This is a genomic window from Moraxella sp. CTOTU48268, from assembly GCF_032069585.1.
In the GTDB taxonomy this organism is placed as follows: Bacteria; Pseudomonadota; Gammaproteobacteria; order Pseudomonadales; family Moraxellaceae; genus Faucicola; species Faucicola cinerea.
Genome location: NZ_DAMALV010000047.1, coordinates 1 through 14,933, shown reverse-complemented (window position 1 = coordinate 14,933; position 14,933 = coordinate 1). Strand labels below are relative to the sequence as shown.

Annotated in this window: 13 protein-coding genes; all 13 read right to left on the bottom strand. The window is 44.9% G+C overall.

Annotation, left to right across the window (positions count from 1 at the left end):
- Positions 1 to 284 precede the first annotated feature (284 nt).
- A complete protein-coding gene (locus RT143_RS11300; RefSeq protein WP_313093124.1) occupies positions 285 to 1,439 on the bottom strand; it encodes a catalase family protein in 1,155 nt (384 codons plus the stop codon).
- Between the two features lie 82 nt (positions 1,440 to 1,521).
- Positions 1,522 to 3,111 carry a Dyp-type peroxidase gene (locus tag RT143_RS11295; RefSeq protein WP_313093122.1) on the bottom strand — a complete coding sequence of 530 codons (1,590 nt, stop codon included), beginning with the start codon at positions 3,109 to 3,111 and terminating at the stop codon, positions 1,522 to 1,524.
- A 211-nt stretch (positions 3,112 to 3,322) separates the two neighbouring features.
- Positions 3,323 to 3,892, bottom strand: a complete 570-nt coding sequence (locus tag RT143_RS11290; protein ID WP_007394488.1) for a hypothetical protein — start codon at positions 3,890 to 3,892, stop codon at positions 3,323 to 3,325.
- A gap of 588 nt (positions 3,893 to 4,480) precedes the next feature.
- Positions 4,481 to 5,689: an FMNH2-dependent alkanesulfonate monooxygenase gene (gene ssuD, locus RT143_RS11285; protein ID WP_095355802.1), complete on the bottom strand. Its 1,209-nt coding sequence runs from the start codon at positions 5,687 to 5,689 to the stop codon at positions 4,481 to 4,483.
- Between the two features lie 31 nt (positions 5,690 to 5,720).
- Positions 5,721 to 5,936: a hypothetical protein gene (locus RT143_RS11280; protein WP_313093120.1), complete on the bottom strand. Its 216-nt coding sequence runs from the start codon at positions 5,934 to 5,936 to the stop codon at positions 5,721 to 5,723.
- Between the two features lie 129 nt (positions 5,937 to 6,065).
- The gene (locus tag RT143_RS11275; RefSeq protein ID WP_313093118.1) at positions 6,066 to 6,992 is read right to left on the bottom strand and encodes a CysB family HTH-type transcriptional regulator; all 927 of its coding nucleotides are present in this window, start codon (positions 6,990 to 6,992) and stop codon (positions 6,066 to 6,068) included.
- Positions 6,993 to 7,209: 217 nt separating this feature from the next.
- Positions 7,210 to 7,980 (bottom strand): FMN reductase, encoded by a 771-nt coding sequence (msuE, locus tag RT143_RS11270; protein ID WP_313093117.1) that lies wholly within the window; start codon positions 7,978 to 7,980, stop codon positions 7,210 to 7,212.
- 157 nt (positions 7,981 to 8,137) lie between these two features.
- Positions 8,138 to 8,785, bottom strand: coding sequence for a methionine ABC transporter permease (locus RT143_RS11265; RefSeq protein ID WP_313093116.1), 648 nt, complete (start codon positions 8,783 to 8,785; stop codon positions 8,138 to 8,140).
- Complete coding sequence (locus RT143_RS11260) at positions 8,778 to 9,851, bottom strand: methionine ABC transporter ATP-binding protein (RefSeq protein ID WP_313093115.1); 1,074 nt, start codon at positions 9,849 to 9,851, stop codon at positions 8,778 to 8,780. Before RT143_RS11260 ends, RT143_RS11265 begins: the two co-directional genes overlap by 8 nt.
- A 44-nt stretch (positions 9,852 to 9,895) precedes the next feature.
- The gene (locus tag RT143_RS11255; RefSeq protein ID WP_050324622.1) at positions 9,896 to 10,762 is read right to left on the bottom strand and encodes a MetQ/NlpA family ABC transporter substrate-binding protein; all 867 of its coding nucleotides are present in this window, start codon (positions 10,760 to 10,762) and stop codon (positions 9,896 to 9,898) included.
- An 87-nt stretch (positions 10,763 to 10,849) separates the two neighbouring features.
- On the bottom strand, positions 10,850 to 12,229 hold the full coding sequence (locus tag RT143_RS11250; RefSeq protein ID WP_313093114.1) for an LLM class flavin-dependent oxidoreductase: 1,380 nt from the start codon (positions 12,227 to 12,229) through the stop codon (positions 10,850 to 10,852).
- Positions 12,229 to 13,467: an SfnB family sulfur acquisition oxidoreductase gene (locus RT143_RS11245; RefSeq protein ID WP_313093113.1), complete on the bottom strand. Its 1,239-nt coding sequence runs from the start codon at positions 13,465 to 13,467 to the stop codon at positions 12,229 to 12,231. Before RT143_RS11245 ends, RT143_RS11250 begins: the two co-directional genes overlap by 1 nt.
- A 17-nt stretch (positions 13,468 to 13,484) precedes the next feature.
- Positions 13,485 to 14,702: an SfnB family sulfur acquisition oxidoreductase gene (locus tag RT143_RS11240; protein WP_313093112.1), complete on the bottom strand. Its 1,218-nt coding sequence runs from the start codon at positions 14,700 to 14,702 to the stop codon at positions 13,485 to 13,487.
- Positions 14,703 to 14,933: the final 231 nt, after the last annotated feature.

The window sequence follows — 14,933 nt, the reverse complement described above, 5'->3', positions numbered from 1 at the left end:
TTATGTTTTTAAAGTTAGAAAGGTTATTCGATTCTGACATACTATGCTCCTAGCGTTAATGAGCAAATACGCAACTTTATAATGGCTGAGTGAGGGAAATTTTTTGCTATTATCGTATTTGCTGTCGACTATTTTTGATTAGATTAAAAGATAAAAAACCGTTAGCCCAGTCACAGGCTAACGGTTGTTGAATGATTGAGGGCGATGTAGTTTTTCACTCAATGGGTGAAATCTTACCCCAAACAAGGCTCCCATAACCACCCCGCTACTGATTTTTGCCAAATTTACAGGCTGTAAAAATCTTTATCAAATGCCTGTTTTAGATTGGTTGGCTCGGCACGTTTTTTATGATTTAAACGATGGCGCGTGGTCGAGGCGGTTTGATAGGCACGCAGTCGCGCGTGTTGCAAATTACCAATCGGACGGTTGGCTTCAATACAGCGAAACGGGGTAAATGACAAATGCTCCATAATGTCAAAGTTACCGTCATCCGGCACATCTTGGCAAGGGATGGTAAGTTTTGCTACTGTCACAAATGGCGCGTCTTTTTCATCCCATTCTTTGGTCAAGTCATTGATGGGTTGGTCTTTTAAGTTACGGCACAGCTGGATTTGCACCTCAAACTCATAATCATGCTCACGGATTTCTTGTAAAATCAGAGGACGAATCGCCTCGTTAGTAGCGTTGACATCGAGATCTCGGCGTTTGATTTTGGCTTGTGACGCTTTGGTCGGGGCGACACGGATTTTTGCCATATAGTCGCCATGACGCACCGCCCCCTGTGAATAAAAACTGTATAACAAGGTATTTTGCGGTTTGATGGTTTTAAATTTACTAAAAGCCCTAAAAGTCTTGAGAGATTCTTTGGATGGCAGTTTTTTGCCATATTGGGTAACCCAGTCAAAGGCAAATTTAGCTTGACCTTTCGCGCCTTTGGCAAAATAATCATTTAATTGTAAAAATAGCCGTGAAATATAACTATAGTCTTGGATAGTATTACAAAAGAAAATAGGAAAATTAATCAGATTGTAGTCAAAGTTTGGGCTATCTGGCTCATCTGGCAGTAATTTTTCGCCTTTGACACCAAAGACTTTAATCGCCAACCCTTGAGAAAGCCCCAGCTTGTTGTCGGCAGCCACACGAGATGAGCCGTTAGAAAAACGAATCACCGCTTCATGGCGAGCGGGTTTGGCATAGATACCTTGGGCATATTCTTTGGGTAGTTTTGGTAAAATCTCAAAGTTGGCTTTTAACGCACAGTAGCCTTTGGCATGGGCATCTCGGGTGTGATAGTTGATTTTGCTAACCGTGTCTGATTTGCCGATATAGTCACGAATATCTGCGGTGATTTGGTCGATGGCTTTTTCATCGGCGCTAGTAAGCTGGTCGATGGTTGGGTCAAACTTGGCATAACGACGACCGAATAATTTATTTAACATGATGATTGTCCTTTGTTATTTTCATTATTTTATAAGGTTAGGTGTATTAAAAATGCCTAACCTTTTTTTATTTAGTTTTACTCTAATATGAATTTTCGTTAAGCTCACTAATCCATTTGAGTGCCGATAAGCTTGGTACAAAAAGATATTCACCGCCTTGTAGGGTATTAAATTGCAAAATATTGGTATGCCGCTTACGAATTGGCTCATCGGGTACGGTGAACACATCGCTATCAGCGTCACTACCTGCGTGTACGCCTAGCATTGGGTCACGTTCTTCCCCAAGGTTCATAAAGTTACCGTCATTAATCCATTGGCTTTGCAAAAACTCAAGCGTGTCCATGGCATGCGCGTTGATACCGATAAAAAATAAACCCCGCTCTTGACCATCGTCTTGGGTCACGTTGGGCGGCACGATATCGCCATACGAAACGCTACGGCGGATGATACGGTGAAGACGCACATCGCTTAGAATAAAATCTTTGGTATTGCGTGGGTTCATACGGCGAGCATGGGCACCAAATGGGCAGCCTTTGCCATAAGGATCGTCCGTGTAGTCAAATTTATTGTTTGCTACATTGTCTTTGCCGAGGGCTTCATCATCGTGATCTGGGCTTAGAGTGATGGGGGCACCAGAACGCCAGCGACCAAACATTTTTGCCCCCAATTTATCGGCTTTAGCTGGGTCATTGTCGCTTTGTTCAAGGCAATAGCGGTGAAAGTCAGCCACATTACTGCGGTATTTTCGCAGTACCATAAACGAGCCGTTTTTACCCAATACTTCAGGCTGTGGCATGGGGGGTACCACGCCCGCTTCACCTTTATAACCTAACACAAATTCACCCGCTGCAATCGGACGTTCGGTGTTATTTTCAAGGCTGATACCACTGCCATCAACTTCTGGGTTACTGATGCCATCGCGATAACCAAACACGTTTTTGACGTCACCATCTGCGCCAAAATCATGTTCCACCAAGATTTCGATGGCGTTACGGCTGGTTTCTAGATAAGGGGCAAACGCCTGTTTAAGTTCGGTAAGTTTGGCTTGCCATTTTTCTTGGCTATCGGCAATCACCGCGCCGCAAATATGAATATCGCCTTTATCACCAAATGGCGCAAGCCAGTTACTAGGGTCATTATCGCCTTTGTCACCCAAGATATCGGAGCGACCTGCCATACCCGTTTTGAAATTTTCTGGGAAAGAATCAAGCGAGCTTTGCGGTAAGCCTAAAGCTTTTAGCCCCTCATACGTCATCACAATGGTCAAATTGGCATCCATATCTTTTTGGAAATTTTTTGAGCCTGTGACGTTTGGTAATACCGCTTTTAGTAATTCACGACCCGCATTGCTGTCATTGACTTTTAGCGCGACAAGCGTGCCATAGTAAGGCGCAGGGCGGTCATGCAAAATGATAGCTTGAATATCCTCAAGTTCCATTGTGGCGATATTGGGATAGATAGCGTTCGTTGCCCGTGTGGTGACGCTGTGCAGCTGCGTGCTGATTTTTTGTGTGGCCTCGTGTACCCGTTCTTTGACACTGCCTTTTTCAGCGGGTGTATCGCTGTGTTCAAATTTGTCTTTAACGGCCTCTATGCCATGCTCGATACCATCTTGTAGATGGGTTTTTAATTTGCCAAGTAGGCTTTCATTCGCTGGGTTGTCGTTATTCATGGTCGTTCCTAGCAGGGAATTTCAAAAATTTGATGCTAAGAACCTGCTCACCATACACCACGCTAAATATCGCTTATGGTAAAAATCACGCAACAAATGGCTTTTGTATCGAAATTTTAACCTAAAGCTTGCCCGTTCAGCGTACGCTTAGAATAGTACCCTTATAATAGTACGATAAACGTAATATGGTGAATACAAGTTCTAAGCGGGCTTATTGGGCTTGTTCAATGGCTTTATTGATGCCACGCACGATTTTGTCATTACGCGCAATATCACGAACCGTCAGATGCGGTACACCCACATACCAACCGGTAGCGGTAATCTGATGGTCAAGGATAAATTGCTTGACAGTCGGGTCTTTAATCCCAGGCCAACCCTCTACATTGCCAAAAATCAAGTCCATGAGTTCTGGAATTTTGGTAGCAAAGTCGTTAATGTAAGCATCCCAGTCGCCATCATAGGCGGTACAAAACAGGAGCTTGGTGTCATTGTCTAAAAACACCAACCGCAAATCATGCAAGGTGCCTACATTGGTCGCCCCTGCAAGATTGCCTTTGGTGATTTCTAAAATTCGTTTGATACGAGCCGCCCCATCTTTGGTTAAGGGAGCGATGGCGGTGAGTTCGGACACTTTGCCTGATTTTAAGCCCTTTTCACCGGCGCTGGTGACAGAATGGTCATAGCCATCATTAGCGCCCTCTTTGAGGTTTGCCATAAGCATTTGTGCTTTTAATGCCACATCATCTAATAAAGAAAGTTTTTCGTTGTTTTCAGTTGTCATGTTTTATTGCCCTTATAGTTAGTTGATCATTAATTGACGTGCATGATTTAAATTTATTTATTTCATTGTTTTATTATTTAAAATTTAAATCTTTTTCATTATATAAGTTGTAAAAAATAAAAAGCGCTAAATTAACTTTTATCACCCATAAAATTACATAACTAAACTATTGATTAAAAAATGACATACTAGAAACCATAAAACCGAAGCATTAATTTAAAAAATTCTAATTACAATCAATATGTTATTCGAATTTTAAATATGAACTTTGTGTATTGAAGTCACTTTTCCTGCTATGTGGGACCTCAAAAAATTTGGGACATTGGACTTTGATGATTAACTTTAGCAAATTAGCTTGCTGGCCTAATCTCACCCTATAACTGGCTACCACTTTTAAAAAAAGTGTTTATCAGTTAAAAGGTCTATCAGTTAAAAGATGTTTATCATAGCTAGGGTACATTCCACTCACCCTGTCGGATGATAGATATAGATAGGTATAATAGGTAAAACCGAGGCGTAAAACGTGCCTTAGTTAGCACGTTTTATCACAAGCATTTAAGACGCCTTTAATATGTCTTTAAGATGAAGTTAAGAGGCGATGGCGTGTTTGGGTGTTTCAGTGGCAGGTGTTTTTGAGGCTGCCGTGTCACGGGTTTGTTGCGGGGGTGCATAGTTATTAGCGACAATTTCACCAAATGGTCCTGTCAAATTTGGCTTGACCAAGGTGTTTTGTGTGTCAATCGGTAATAATGGGAAAACCAATTCAGCAAACCGATACGCTTCTTCCAAGTGTGGATAACCTGAGAAAATAAAGTTATCAATGCCCAAATCGGCATACTCTTGAATACGTGCGGCAACGGTTTGTGGGTCGCCCACCAGTGCGGTGCCTGCGCCACCTCGTACCAGTCCAATCCCTGCCCATAAGTTGGGCGAAATTTCTAAGTTATCACGGCGACCGCCATGCAATGCCGCCATACGCTGTTGTCCCACCGAGTCCATTTGGGCGAATTTGGCTTGGGCAGCGGCAATGGTGTCGTCAGTGACATGACTTAATAATTCATCAGCGGCTTGCCAAGCGGCTTCATTGGTTTCACGCACAATCACGTGCAGACGAATCCCATAGCTTAACGTGCGACCTTTGGCAGCGGCTTTGGTTTTAAGCTGCTCAATCTTCCCTTTGACGGCAGCAGGCGGCTCACCCCACGTCAAATAACTGTCAACTTGTTCGGCAGCCAGTGTTTGCGCCGCCTCAGATGAACCACCAAACCACAAGGGCGGATACGGCTGTTGTAGAGGGGGATATAGCAATTTGGCATCTTCGACTTGCAAGCGTTCACCGTTAAAAGTAAAGGATTCACCGGTGTGCGAGCGGGTTAAAATCTCTCGCCAAATCGTGGTGTATTCACTGGCTGTCTGATAACGCGTCGCGTGGTCTTCAAAGATGCCATCGCCTTTAAGCTCTTGTTCATCGCCGCCTGTGACCAGATTAAGTAGCAATCGACCATTTGATAAACGATCAAAGGTGCCTGTCATACGAGCGGCAAGCGCGGGTGTCGTCACCCCAGGGCGTAATGCCACCAAAAACTTTAAGCGAGTGGTCGCATCAATGAGACTAGCAGCGACCAGCCAAGGGTCTTCACATGAGCGACCTGTGGGAATCAACACGCCTTCATAGCCAAGGTTATCGGCTGCCACTGCAATTTGCTTCATATAGGTATGGTCAACGGTTCTTGCCCCTTTACTCGTGCCTAAATAACGACTGTCGCCATGTGTCGGTATAAACCAAAAAATTTTCATCGTAACCCCTGCTTGTAAGCTCAAAAATTGATTAAGATAACTCGCCTTTTGTCATGGGCGGTTTATCAGTAGCCATAAGCTTAAAGCAAATATCGCTCAATAAAAAATAACAAAAACTGCTTTGGTTAGCACAAAAACTACTTAATAGTTTTGCTGCTAACCCTATCAATTTAATCGCTAAAGCAGTGACATCAAAAAACGCTTTATAGTTTTCACCATAAAGCGTTTTATCGTCAAATGAAGTCATATCAACACCATATAAACAAACCCAAATCTTAAAAATAGCACAGCAAGCGAGACAGCAAGCGAATTTGACGCGTATTACATCGGATGTAACAGACAATAAGTTTACAAACTTTCTTATCAGGATTTAGCGTTAGCTGCTAGGTTGTATGGCATCATGCATTGTTGCTTGGGTTAACGTAGGGTTACACAAGGCTAAAAACTGATAGCCAAATCCTCGTAAAAAATGCCCTTGTCGCACCGCGAGCAAGGTGGTATTTTGATGAAATAGCGGCTCGCAATTGAGTAATGTTAACTGGGTGTCTTTATTGGGATTAAACGCCATATCGGCGATAATACCAATGCCCATGCCAAATTCCACATAAGTTTTTATCACATCAGAATCCAAGGCCGTCATCACGATATCAGGCTGTAATTCTGCTTTGGCGAACGCCTCATCAATCATCGTTCGCCCGGTATGACCACTAATGTAAGTGATAATCGGATAATGGACAATGTCGGCAAGCGTTACCTGTTCAAGCTGGGTTAGCGGATGGTTTGGCGGCACCACAATCGCATGATACCAGTGATAATAAGAAAAAGTCACAAGCTCGCTATAGCTTGACAAGGCTTCGGTGGCAATGCCAATATCCGCTCGTCCATCAAGTAGCATTGCCGCAATTTCTGGCGGTGCGGCTTGTAGCAATCGCAAATGCACCTTAGGAAAAAGCTGTTTAAACGCTTGCACAACGGGCGGCAAAATATAACGAGACTGGGTATGGGTGGCTGCGATGGTCAATTCGCCTTTATCTTGGCTGGTATATTGTTCAGCCAAGGTTTTGATATTGTTGGCATCATGTAGCATCCGCTCTACAATCACCAATAACTCTTTACCCGGTTCGGTCAAACCTAATAGCCGTTTACCCTTACGCACAAACAGCCCGACGCCAAGCTCATCTTCTAAATCTTTGATATGTTTGGACACGCCCGATTGTGAGGTAAATAATGCATTGCCTACTTCCGTCAAGTTATAGTCACAGCGTACCGTTTCTCGAATAATACGAAGTTGTTGAAAATTCATAGTCTGTTGGCCCAAATAATCCGATAATGAATAAAATTAGTGTAAGCCGAGCAGCCTAAGACAACAAACGCCTATCAAACAAATTAATATTCCAAAATTACATATATCAATCACACAAAAAACAAAATTTGAATAACCCAAGCAGTTTGTTGCTCGGGTTGTATTTACTCATACTGAGCTGGTGATGTCAGCTAATACACACTAAGGCATGCGCCCTTTAGGCGACGGATGGATGGTTTTTAGGGGATGATTGAACAGTTTGCGGGTGTAGTCTGGCTTCGGCGGTTGATAAGTCTGGCACTGCCACAGAGGGTAATATTTCGGCTTGTTCGACTTGTTTATTAATGCCTAACTGCTGATTGGCTTGCGCCGATTTTTCTTTAATGGCTTGGGCGCGTTTGCCTTTGGCGGGTGCCCATTCAAGTATCGGCAACGCGCGCGCCACCGCTAACACAATACGGTCACGCAACTGTTGGCTTGAGACGGTGTATTCTGGGGTAAAGTCTTTATCCGTCGCATACACGCCTATTGGCAATGTTTGGGCCTGGAAAAAACTAAACAATGGGCGAAGTTGGTGCTCTAGAACCAGTGCATGACGCTCGCTACCACCAGAGGCAGCCAATAATACCGGCACATCCACGAGCGCGGTTTGCTCCACAAAGTCAAATAAGTGTTTAAACAATCCGGTAAAAGACGCGCGATACACCGGCGTTCCTACAATCAAGGCGTCCGCCGCCTCAATCGCTGCCAAGTCATTTTGTACTCGCTCTGGCAGTTGGTTACGATAAATCGCCCCACTGAGTAAAGGCCCGATTTCACTCAGCTTGATAAAATGTACGTTGATGGGCGTGGCTTGTGCCAACTCATCTACAATATTTTGTACCAGACTTTCGGTTTTTGATGGTGTGTTGAGCCCACCTGATACCGCAACGATATTGAGTGGGATAGTTTGATTTGCTTGATTGGTTAGATGTTGAGTCGCAGACATCTTTATTCCTTATTTAGTTTAATACTGTAAATCGATGACATTTCGATAAGCCCATTAAACGAAAAATTAAGCCGTTTGTGAAACAACAATATCTGCATTATTTAGCTGATTTTTTGCTATATCAGACTTGCCATATCAAAGTGGTAAATCTGCATGGCTACAATTGGCGTTTATCGACCCATTGAGCCAAACTATCGCCTGTGGCTTGCACCAACATCACCAATGCCACCAAAACGACAATGACTGATACCATCATTTGCACATCAAAGCGCTGATAGCCATAACGATAGGCAATATCGCCCAAGCCCCCCGCCCCAATCGCGCCAGCAATGGCAGACGAATTAATCATGGTGACAATCGTCACGGTAAACCCGGCAATAATGCCAGGCAATGCTTCGGGCAATAAGACATGCCGAATAATCTGTGCACGGTTGCAGCCAATCGCTTGTGCCGCTTCTATGAGCCCTGCGTCAACTTCACGCAGACTCACTTCGGCAATTCGAGCAAAAAAAGGGGTCGCTGCTAAGGTTAACGGTACCACGGCTGCCCACACACCATAGCTTGTACCGACAATCATTCGAGTGGCTGGAATAATAGCCACCATCAATATCAAAAAGGGAATAGCACGCACAATGTTCACCGACCAACCCAAACTTAGATTGGTCAAAAATGATGGGGCAATACCTTGCTCGCTTGAATTGACCAATACCAATGCGATCGGTAACCCCAATAAAAACGCTAAAATTGCCGATACCCCAACCATAATCAGGGTGTCAATCAACCCCGTCAGTAACAACTCAAGCATAACCGATTAACTCCACATGCAAAATTTGATGTCCCAAGCGATGCGCCAACTGGGCGACATCTAAACCCGTGGTTGCGACGCCAACGACGATATTGCCTACCAAGTAGCCTTGAATGGTATTCACTTGACTTTGATACAAAGAGACGGGCGCTTCAAATTGCGCAAAAATTGCTTTTAAATCAGGCGCAGATTTTACTGGGGCAACGTATCTTAGGTTGAGCAAGGTATGAGTGGCATTGTGCTTGTCGGTGAGTTTATCCTCACCCAAATCAATGGATGACTGGTTATAGCCTAGTAATTCTTGGGTCATGGTGTGCATGGGTGAGGCAAATACTTTCCACACCGGTCCTGTTTCAACGATTTGCCCTTGGTTAATGACAATCACTTGGTCACAAATATCTCGAATGACTTGCATTTCATGAGTAATGAGCACAATGGTAATGCCAAGTTTTTTATTAATTTGCTTGAGTAACTGCAAAATTAACTGGGTACTTTCTGGGTCTAGTGCTGACGTGGCTTCATCACACAATAAAATTTTGGGTTCATTCACGAGCGCCCGCGCAATGCCCACCCGCTGTTTTTGACCGCCTGATAACTGAGAAGGATACATCAATGCTTTATCACTGAGCCCCACCATCTCTAGCACTTGCGCCACACGTTTATTGATATCAGCCTGACTTACCTTGGCGACTTTTAATGGCAAGGCGACGTTGTCTTGTACCGTTTTGCTCGACAGCAGATTAAAATGCTGAAAAATCATACCAATGCCTTGTCGCAGCTGTCGTAGCTGGGCCTGGTTGAGTGAGGCCACATTGTTATCATCGATATAAACATGACCATCACTAATCGACTCCAAGCCGTTGATAATGCGTAATAAAGATGATTTACCTGCCCCGCTTTTACCGATAATACCCAGAATTTTGCCTGTTGGCACCTCAAGCGAGATATCTTTTAGTGCATGAATCGCTTGCGCTTGTCCTTGATAAAACTTATTGATCTTATCGATTCGGATATAGGGAGGTGATGAATGACTGTCATCTTGGGTAATATGAGTAAACGACTGCATAGCATGATCCTTTGTAATTGTTATGGCTAAAACTTGTTAACGCATTACGAGGTCCAACCTGGAAACCAAAGTTTTCCCCCGATTTCTTTGTCAAGCACTTGTTTTACGTTGGGTGACGTTTGATAAATGTGAATAAATTTTTTCAGCTGTTCGGCTCGTTCAGGATTTTTTTGGGCAAAATCATCCCGAGTGACGAATAAAATCGCATAACGGTTGTTGGTGGTATCATCAAGGATTAAGGCTTGATTGGGGTCAATGGTTTTGGCTAAGCGCAAATAATGCGGGTAGCTAAACACCAAATCAGCATCATCAACCGCTCTTGCGGTCTGCGGCCCTTCGACTTCAACAAACTGCAATTGTTTTGGATTGCTGCTGATATCGTTTAAGTTAGACAGAAAATTATTTGGGTCTTTTAGCCCAATTAATTTTGCCTGTTGCAGCAGTAGTAGCGCTCGCCCTTGATTAACAGGGTCATTTGGCACCACCACACGGGCACGCGTCGGCAATGCTGCTAGGCTTTGGTATTTTTTAGAATACAAACCGACATGGGTGGCAACCCCTTTCCCCAATGCCGATAGCTTATACTCTGGATGCTGTTTGAGCGCATTGGTTAAAAACGGCTGATGTTGAAAATAATTGGCATCGATGTCGCCACTGTTAAGTGTTACATTTGGGGTATTCCAATCCGTAAACTCGACCAATTTGACGTTGATACCTTGCTGTTTTGCCGCCGCGACTGCTTCTTTAAGTGGATTGGCAAAAGGCGGGCTAATACCGATGGTTAACGGATTGTCTTTGGTGACGTTTGATGCTTGGCTTTTATTGTAAAATGCCCAGCCGCTCAGTAACACCAAGACAGCAATGATAGTTACCCCTAAAACAGTAGCACGATGTTTTGCTGCGATTGCCATAATAGCTCCTTAAAAATAATTGTTTAAAAATAGCTGCTTAAAACATAAAAAACTGATAACGCTAAAAAATGTCGTCTAAACAAGCCCTTAACATCGAAAGCTTTGCACTGGGTGTGAACTGGGTAACCGCTCACCTTTGCCAATGAGCTTATGGCGTAGACTGCCTTGTTTGTATTCGGTTTTGAAGCGTCCACGACGTTGTAGCTCAGGAATGACATACTGGATAAAGTCCTCATAAGACTCAGGCGTGACCGTGCGAGTGACGTTAAAACCATCAATCCCTGTCTCGTCGACCCAGGTTATCAATGCCTCAGCCACCTCGCGCCCATCACCCACGATCAGCGGATAGCGTCCCCCTAACCGATGCTCGGCTATCAGCTGCGCTTTGGTAACCTGCTGCTGCCGAAAGCGCTGGTTCACCGACGCAATGCTATTGGTTTGTTGGTAGGCAATCACCTCATCATCGGCATACTGTGATAAATCAATCCCCACCGAACTTGAGTAATGTGCCAGTCCTGCCTCGCTACTGGCATAGCCTTCATACTCCGCCAGCTTTGCTTGGGCAAGGTCGTGACGCTTGTCAGTCACTACCGTTATCCCCATCAGTATTTTGATGTCATTGAGCTCGCGACCCTGTGCTTTTGCCAACTGGCGAATCGTCTCCACCTGCCGTTTAATCGCTGATTTGTCACCACCCCCAATAAAAATCGCCTCGGCATGATGGGTGGCAAATGCCAAACCTTTGGCTGATGCCCCTGCTTGAAATAACACCGGCGTGCGCTGAATAGACGGCATCACTTGAAAAACGCCGTCACTTTGGTAAAAACGTCCTTGATGGTGAATCGCTTTTACCTTGGCAGGGTCAGTGAAAATTCGCGCCTGTTTGTCTATTTTGACTGCATCGTTTTGCCATGAGCCTTCCCAAAACTGGTAACACAACTGCAAAAACTCGTCCGCTTGCTCATAGCGTAAATCATGCGCCTTTAGCCCTTGATTACCAATCAACCGCTCAGCGCTGTCCAAATACCCTGTCACGATATTCCATCCCAAACGACCTTGGGTTAAGTGATCTAGACTCGCCATACGTCTAGCAAATTGGTAAGGCGTCTCATAACTTAAATTTACAGTGATACCAAAGCCCAAATGCTCGGTCACCGACGCCATGGCAGACACCAAGGTGGTCGGGTCATGGCTTGGCAATTGCACCGACTCTTTAAGGGTCACATCAATGTTATGTTGATAAACGTCATAACACCCGGTGATATCCGCCAGAAATAACCCATCAAATAGCCCTTGCTCCAAGGTTTTTGCCAAGCCTGTCCAATAGCTAAGCTCATTGAATCGATAAGATTCATCCCTTGGGTGCGTCCACAACCCATGATTGATATGCCCAGCGCAATTCATATCAAAGGCGTTGAGAATAATCGGCTTTGGCGGGTTATTTTCTTTTTTTATCGTCTCACCCATCACAACGTCCCTCGCCGTGGCGGCAATACCCCATTGAGTGCATAATTGGCAATAAAGTAGTATTTCCACCGTGCCGCATCGTGCAAGGTATGCACCCGTGCGTTTCGCCAATACAGGTCTAGCCCTTTGTCACGTTGGCTACCGCGACTGCCTGCCAGCTCAATGAGTTGTGAGGAGGTTTTTAATGCCACTTCAGTGCTTAATGCGCGCACTGCCGCGACCGCCAATGACGCTTGGGCAATATTTTGCTCATTGGGCGTTGGACGAGCGGCCTCGATGGTTTGGGCAGCGTGTTTGAGTAACACCTCCACCGCTCGCACATCTGCCGCACTGCGCCCTATTTGCAATAGCGTGAGTGGGTCATCGGTGGCTTTATCCACGCCCGAATCAATCCAAGGACGAGCTTGCCGCACTTGTACCAAGGTTTCTTCAAACGCCCCACGTGCAATACCTGTCTCAATGGCGGCGTGCAACAGCTGGGCAAACGGCCCGCAAACCGTGGGAATTTGATAGGCTGTATCCAAAGCAATGACATCGTCTTTATCTACAAAAACTTGGTCAAATAATACCGTGCCTGAGCCTGTGGTACGTTGACCAAAACTTTGCCAATCATCAATCAGCGTGAGACCTTTGGCGTCTCGCTGCACAAATGCCAAAAATTCGCGCTCATTGTCATCTTTTACCAAAGTCGGAATACGGTGTGCAAACAGACTGCCTGTGCAGTAAAATTTTTCGCCATTGATTAGATAACCGCCTAGCGTTGAGGTGAGTTTGGTGGTTTTATCAACGGCATTTTTGGGCTTAAACTCAGCCAATGCATTGCCTAGCCGCGCCCCTTGTAATACTTCAGCAAAAATTCGTTGCTGCTGGGCTTCTGTCCCCGTGTTTTTTAATACTTCTAACGCATAGTAATGATTTTGTGGAATTTGCCCAATGGCCCCATCTGCACCACTCAACAGCGCAATGATTTGAGCGACGGTCCAACTTGATACATCAGCGCCGCCAAAGCGTTTTGGCACGGTGATTGCCCATAACCCTGATTGGCTCAAGCTTTCAATTTCTGCAAAGGGTAATAGCCGTTCGCGGTCTCGTTTTATACGTTCTTGTTTAAACGATTGGGCAAGCTGATAGGCGATTTCTAATGCTTCGTTGTCCGACTTGATGATATGGGCGACTGGCGCAGGTTTGACTAGCGAAGCTTGAGCGTCCCTTACTGGACGGGTGATGGTATCTGACATGGTGTTTTCCTTACTTTCTAAATCCAAGCATGACGGTTGGGCAATTTGTGATTTAAGTAATAATCGCCCAATGCGTGTAACTTCCAGCGCACGGGGTCATGCAAAGTATGCACGCGGGCATCTCGCCAATGCTGATCCAAGCCATGCTCACTAAGTGATGAACGACTACCGCCAATTTCAAACAGTTTTTCAGAAATCGTGAGAGCGGCGTCATTGGCATATACTTTGGCTTCTGCCACTTTGATAGACGCGAGTGCTGCCTCCTCTGCGGTGACAAAATCCAATCTATCAAGCGCATCCAAATAATCAGCCGCTTCTTGCAGTAATAGGGTAGCCGCATCCAAGCGTACTTTTAACTTTCCCACTACTTGTAGCAAATACGGCTCAAAGCGCGCAGCTTCGACATTGGCATCGACAATGGGACGGGCTTTTTTTGCCACGGCTAAGGTATCTTCAAACGCCCCTTCTGCAATCCCGACATCAATCGCCGCTTGTATCAGCTGAGAATAAGCCCCACGATACGTCGGTGCATCGCTGAGCAAGCGCTCATCAAAAATTAGCTCAGGTAGGACTTTGACTTGGTTAAGTTTGACCGTGCCGCTTGAGGTGGTACGCAGGCCAAAACCATCCCAATCATCTACTACCTCAACGCCCGTTGCGGCTTTATCAATAATGGTGAGTACCACATGACCCGCTGGGTGTAAGGCTTTAATCGCCAAGTAATCGGCAAAACTGCTGCCTGTTGAATAGAATTTTTCCCCGTTAACATAATAACCATTGTTGGCAATGGTCAATGTCGTCGCCAAGGTTTTGCTGTCTTTGGTGTCACGTTCTGGCCCGCCATTGGCTAAGCGACTGCCTGACAAAATTTCGCCAAAAATAAAGTGTTTTTGACTGTCATTGCCGATGATATTGATGATATTGAGTAGGCTGATTTGATTTTGTGGAATCAATCCAATATTGGCATCGGCTTTGCTCAAAATGCGAAAGACGTCTGCCAAGGTGCGATTTGACACTTCGGCGCCGCCATATTGTTTGGGAATACGTATGCCGCCAAGCCCGGTTTGGCTAAATAAGTCCATCACTGCAAAAGGTAATTGCCGCTGTTGGTCGCGCTCGTCGCGCTTGATGAGGGCAAAAGCCGCCACTTGCTTGGCAGCTTGAATGGCTTGCTCATCAGTGACAATGCGTTGCGCTTTGGCATATTTATCAAATGGCTGATTAAAATCCGTCATGCTAATTCCTTACCGCTAAATGCTTGAATAAGGCATCATGGTAAAGATTTTTTTTCGCAAAGATAACCAAGATATTTTGCTATCGATAGCAAGAAATTTGATGAACAGCATGTCATTTGATTGATTAGGTGAACATAAAAAAAGCCCATTAATTTTTTAATGGGCTTATATCAGGGCTTAGAACCTGTTCACGATTAAAAAATATGCTAGGATAAGCTACATAATCGATTA

Bases quoted from the DNA above. Each gene is read 5' to 3' on its own strand.
- RT143_RS11300 (WP_313093124.1), bottom strand. From the start codon at position 1,439: ATGTTAAATAAATTATTCGGTCGTCGTTATGCCAAGTTTGACCCAACC.
- RT143_RS11295 (WP_313093122.1), bottom strand. From the start codon at position 3,111: ATGAATAACGACAACCCAGCGAATGAAAGCCTACTTGGCAAATTAAAA.
- RT143_RS11290 (WP_007394488.1), bottom strand. From the start codon at position 3,892: ATGACAACTGAAAACAACGAAAAACTTTCTTTATTAGATGATGTGGCA.
- ssuD (WP_095355802.1), bottom strand. From the start codon at position 5,689: ATGAAAATTTTTTGGTTTATACCGACACATGGCGACAGTCGTTATTTA.
- RT143_RS11280 (WP_313093120.1), bottom strand. From the start codon at position 5,936: ATGACTTCATTTGACGATAAAACGCTTTATGGTGAAAACTATAAAGCG.
- RT143_RS11275 (WP_313093118.1), bottom strand. From the start codon at position 6,992: ATGAATTTTCAACAACTTCGTATTATTCGAGAAACGGTACGCTGTGAC.
- msuE (WP_313093117.1), bottom strand. From the start codon at position 7,980: ATGTCTGCGACTCAACATCTAACCAATCAAGCAAATCAAACTATCCCA.
- RT143_RS11265 (WP_313093116.1), bottom strand. From the start codon at position 8,785: ATGCTTGAGTTGTTACTGACGGGGTTGATTGACACCCTGATTATGGTT.
- RT143_RS11260 (WP_313093115.1), bottom strand. From the start codon at position 9,851: ATGCAGTCGTTTACTCATATTACCCAAGATGACAGTCATTCATCACCT.
- RT143_RS11255 (WP_050324622.1), bottom strand. From the start codon at position 10,762: ATGGCAATCGCAGCAAAACATCGTGCTACTGTTTTAGGGGTAACTATC.
- RT143_RS11250 (WP_313093114.1), bottom strand. From the start codon at position 12,229: ATGGGTGAGACGATAAAAAAAGAAAATAACCCGCCAAAGCCGATTATT.
- RT143_RS11245 (WP_313093113.1), bottom strand. From the start codon at position 13,467: ATGTCAGATACCATCACCCGTCCAGTAAGGGACGCTCAAGCTTCGCTA.
- RT143_RS11240 (WP_313093112.1), bottom strand. From the start codon at position 14,702: ATGACGGATTTTAATCAGCCATTTGATAAATATGCCAAAGCGCAACGC.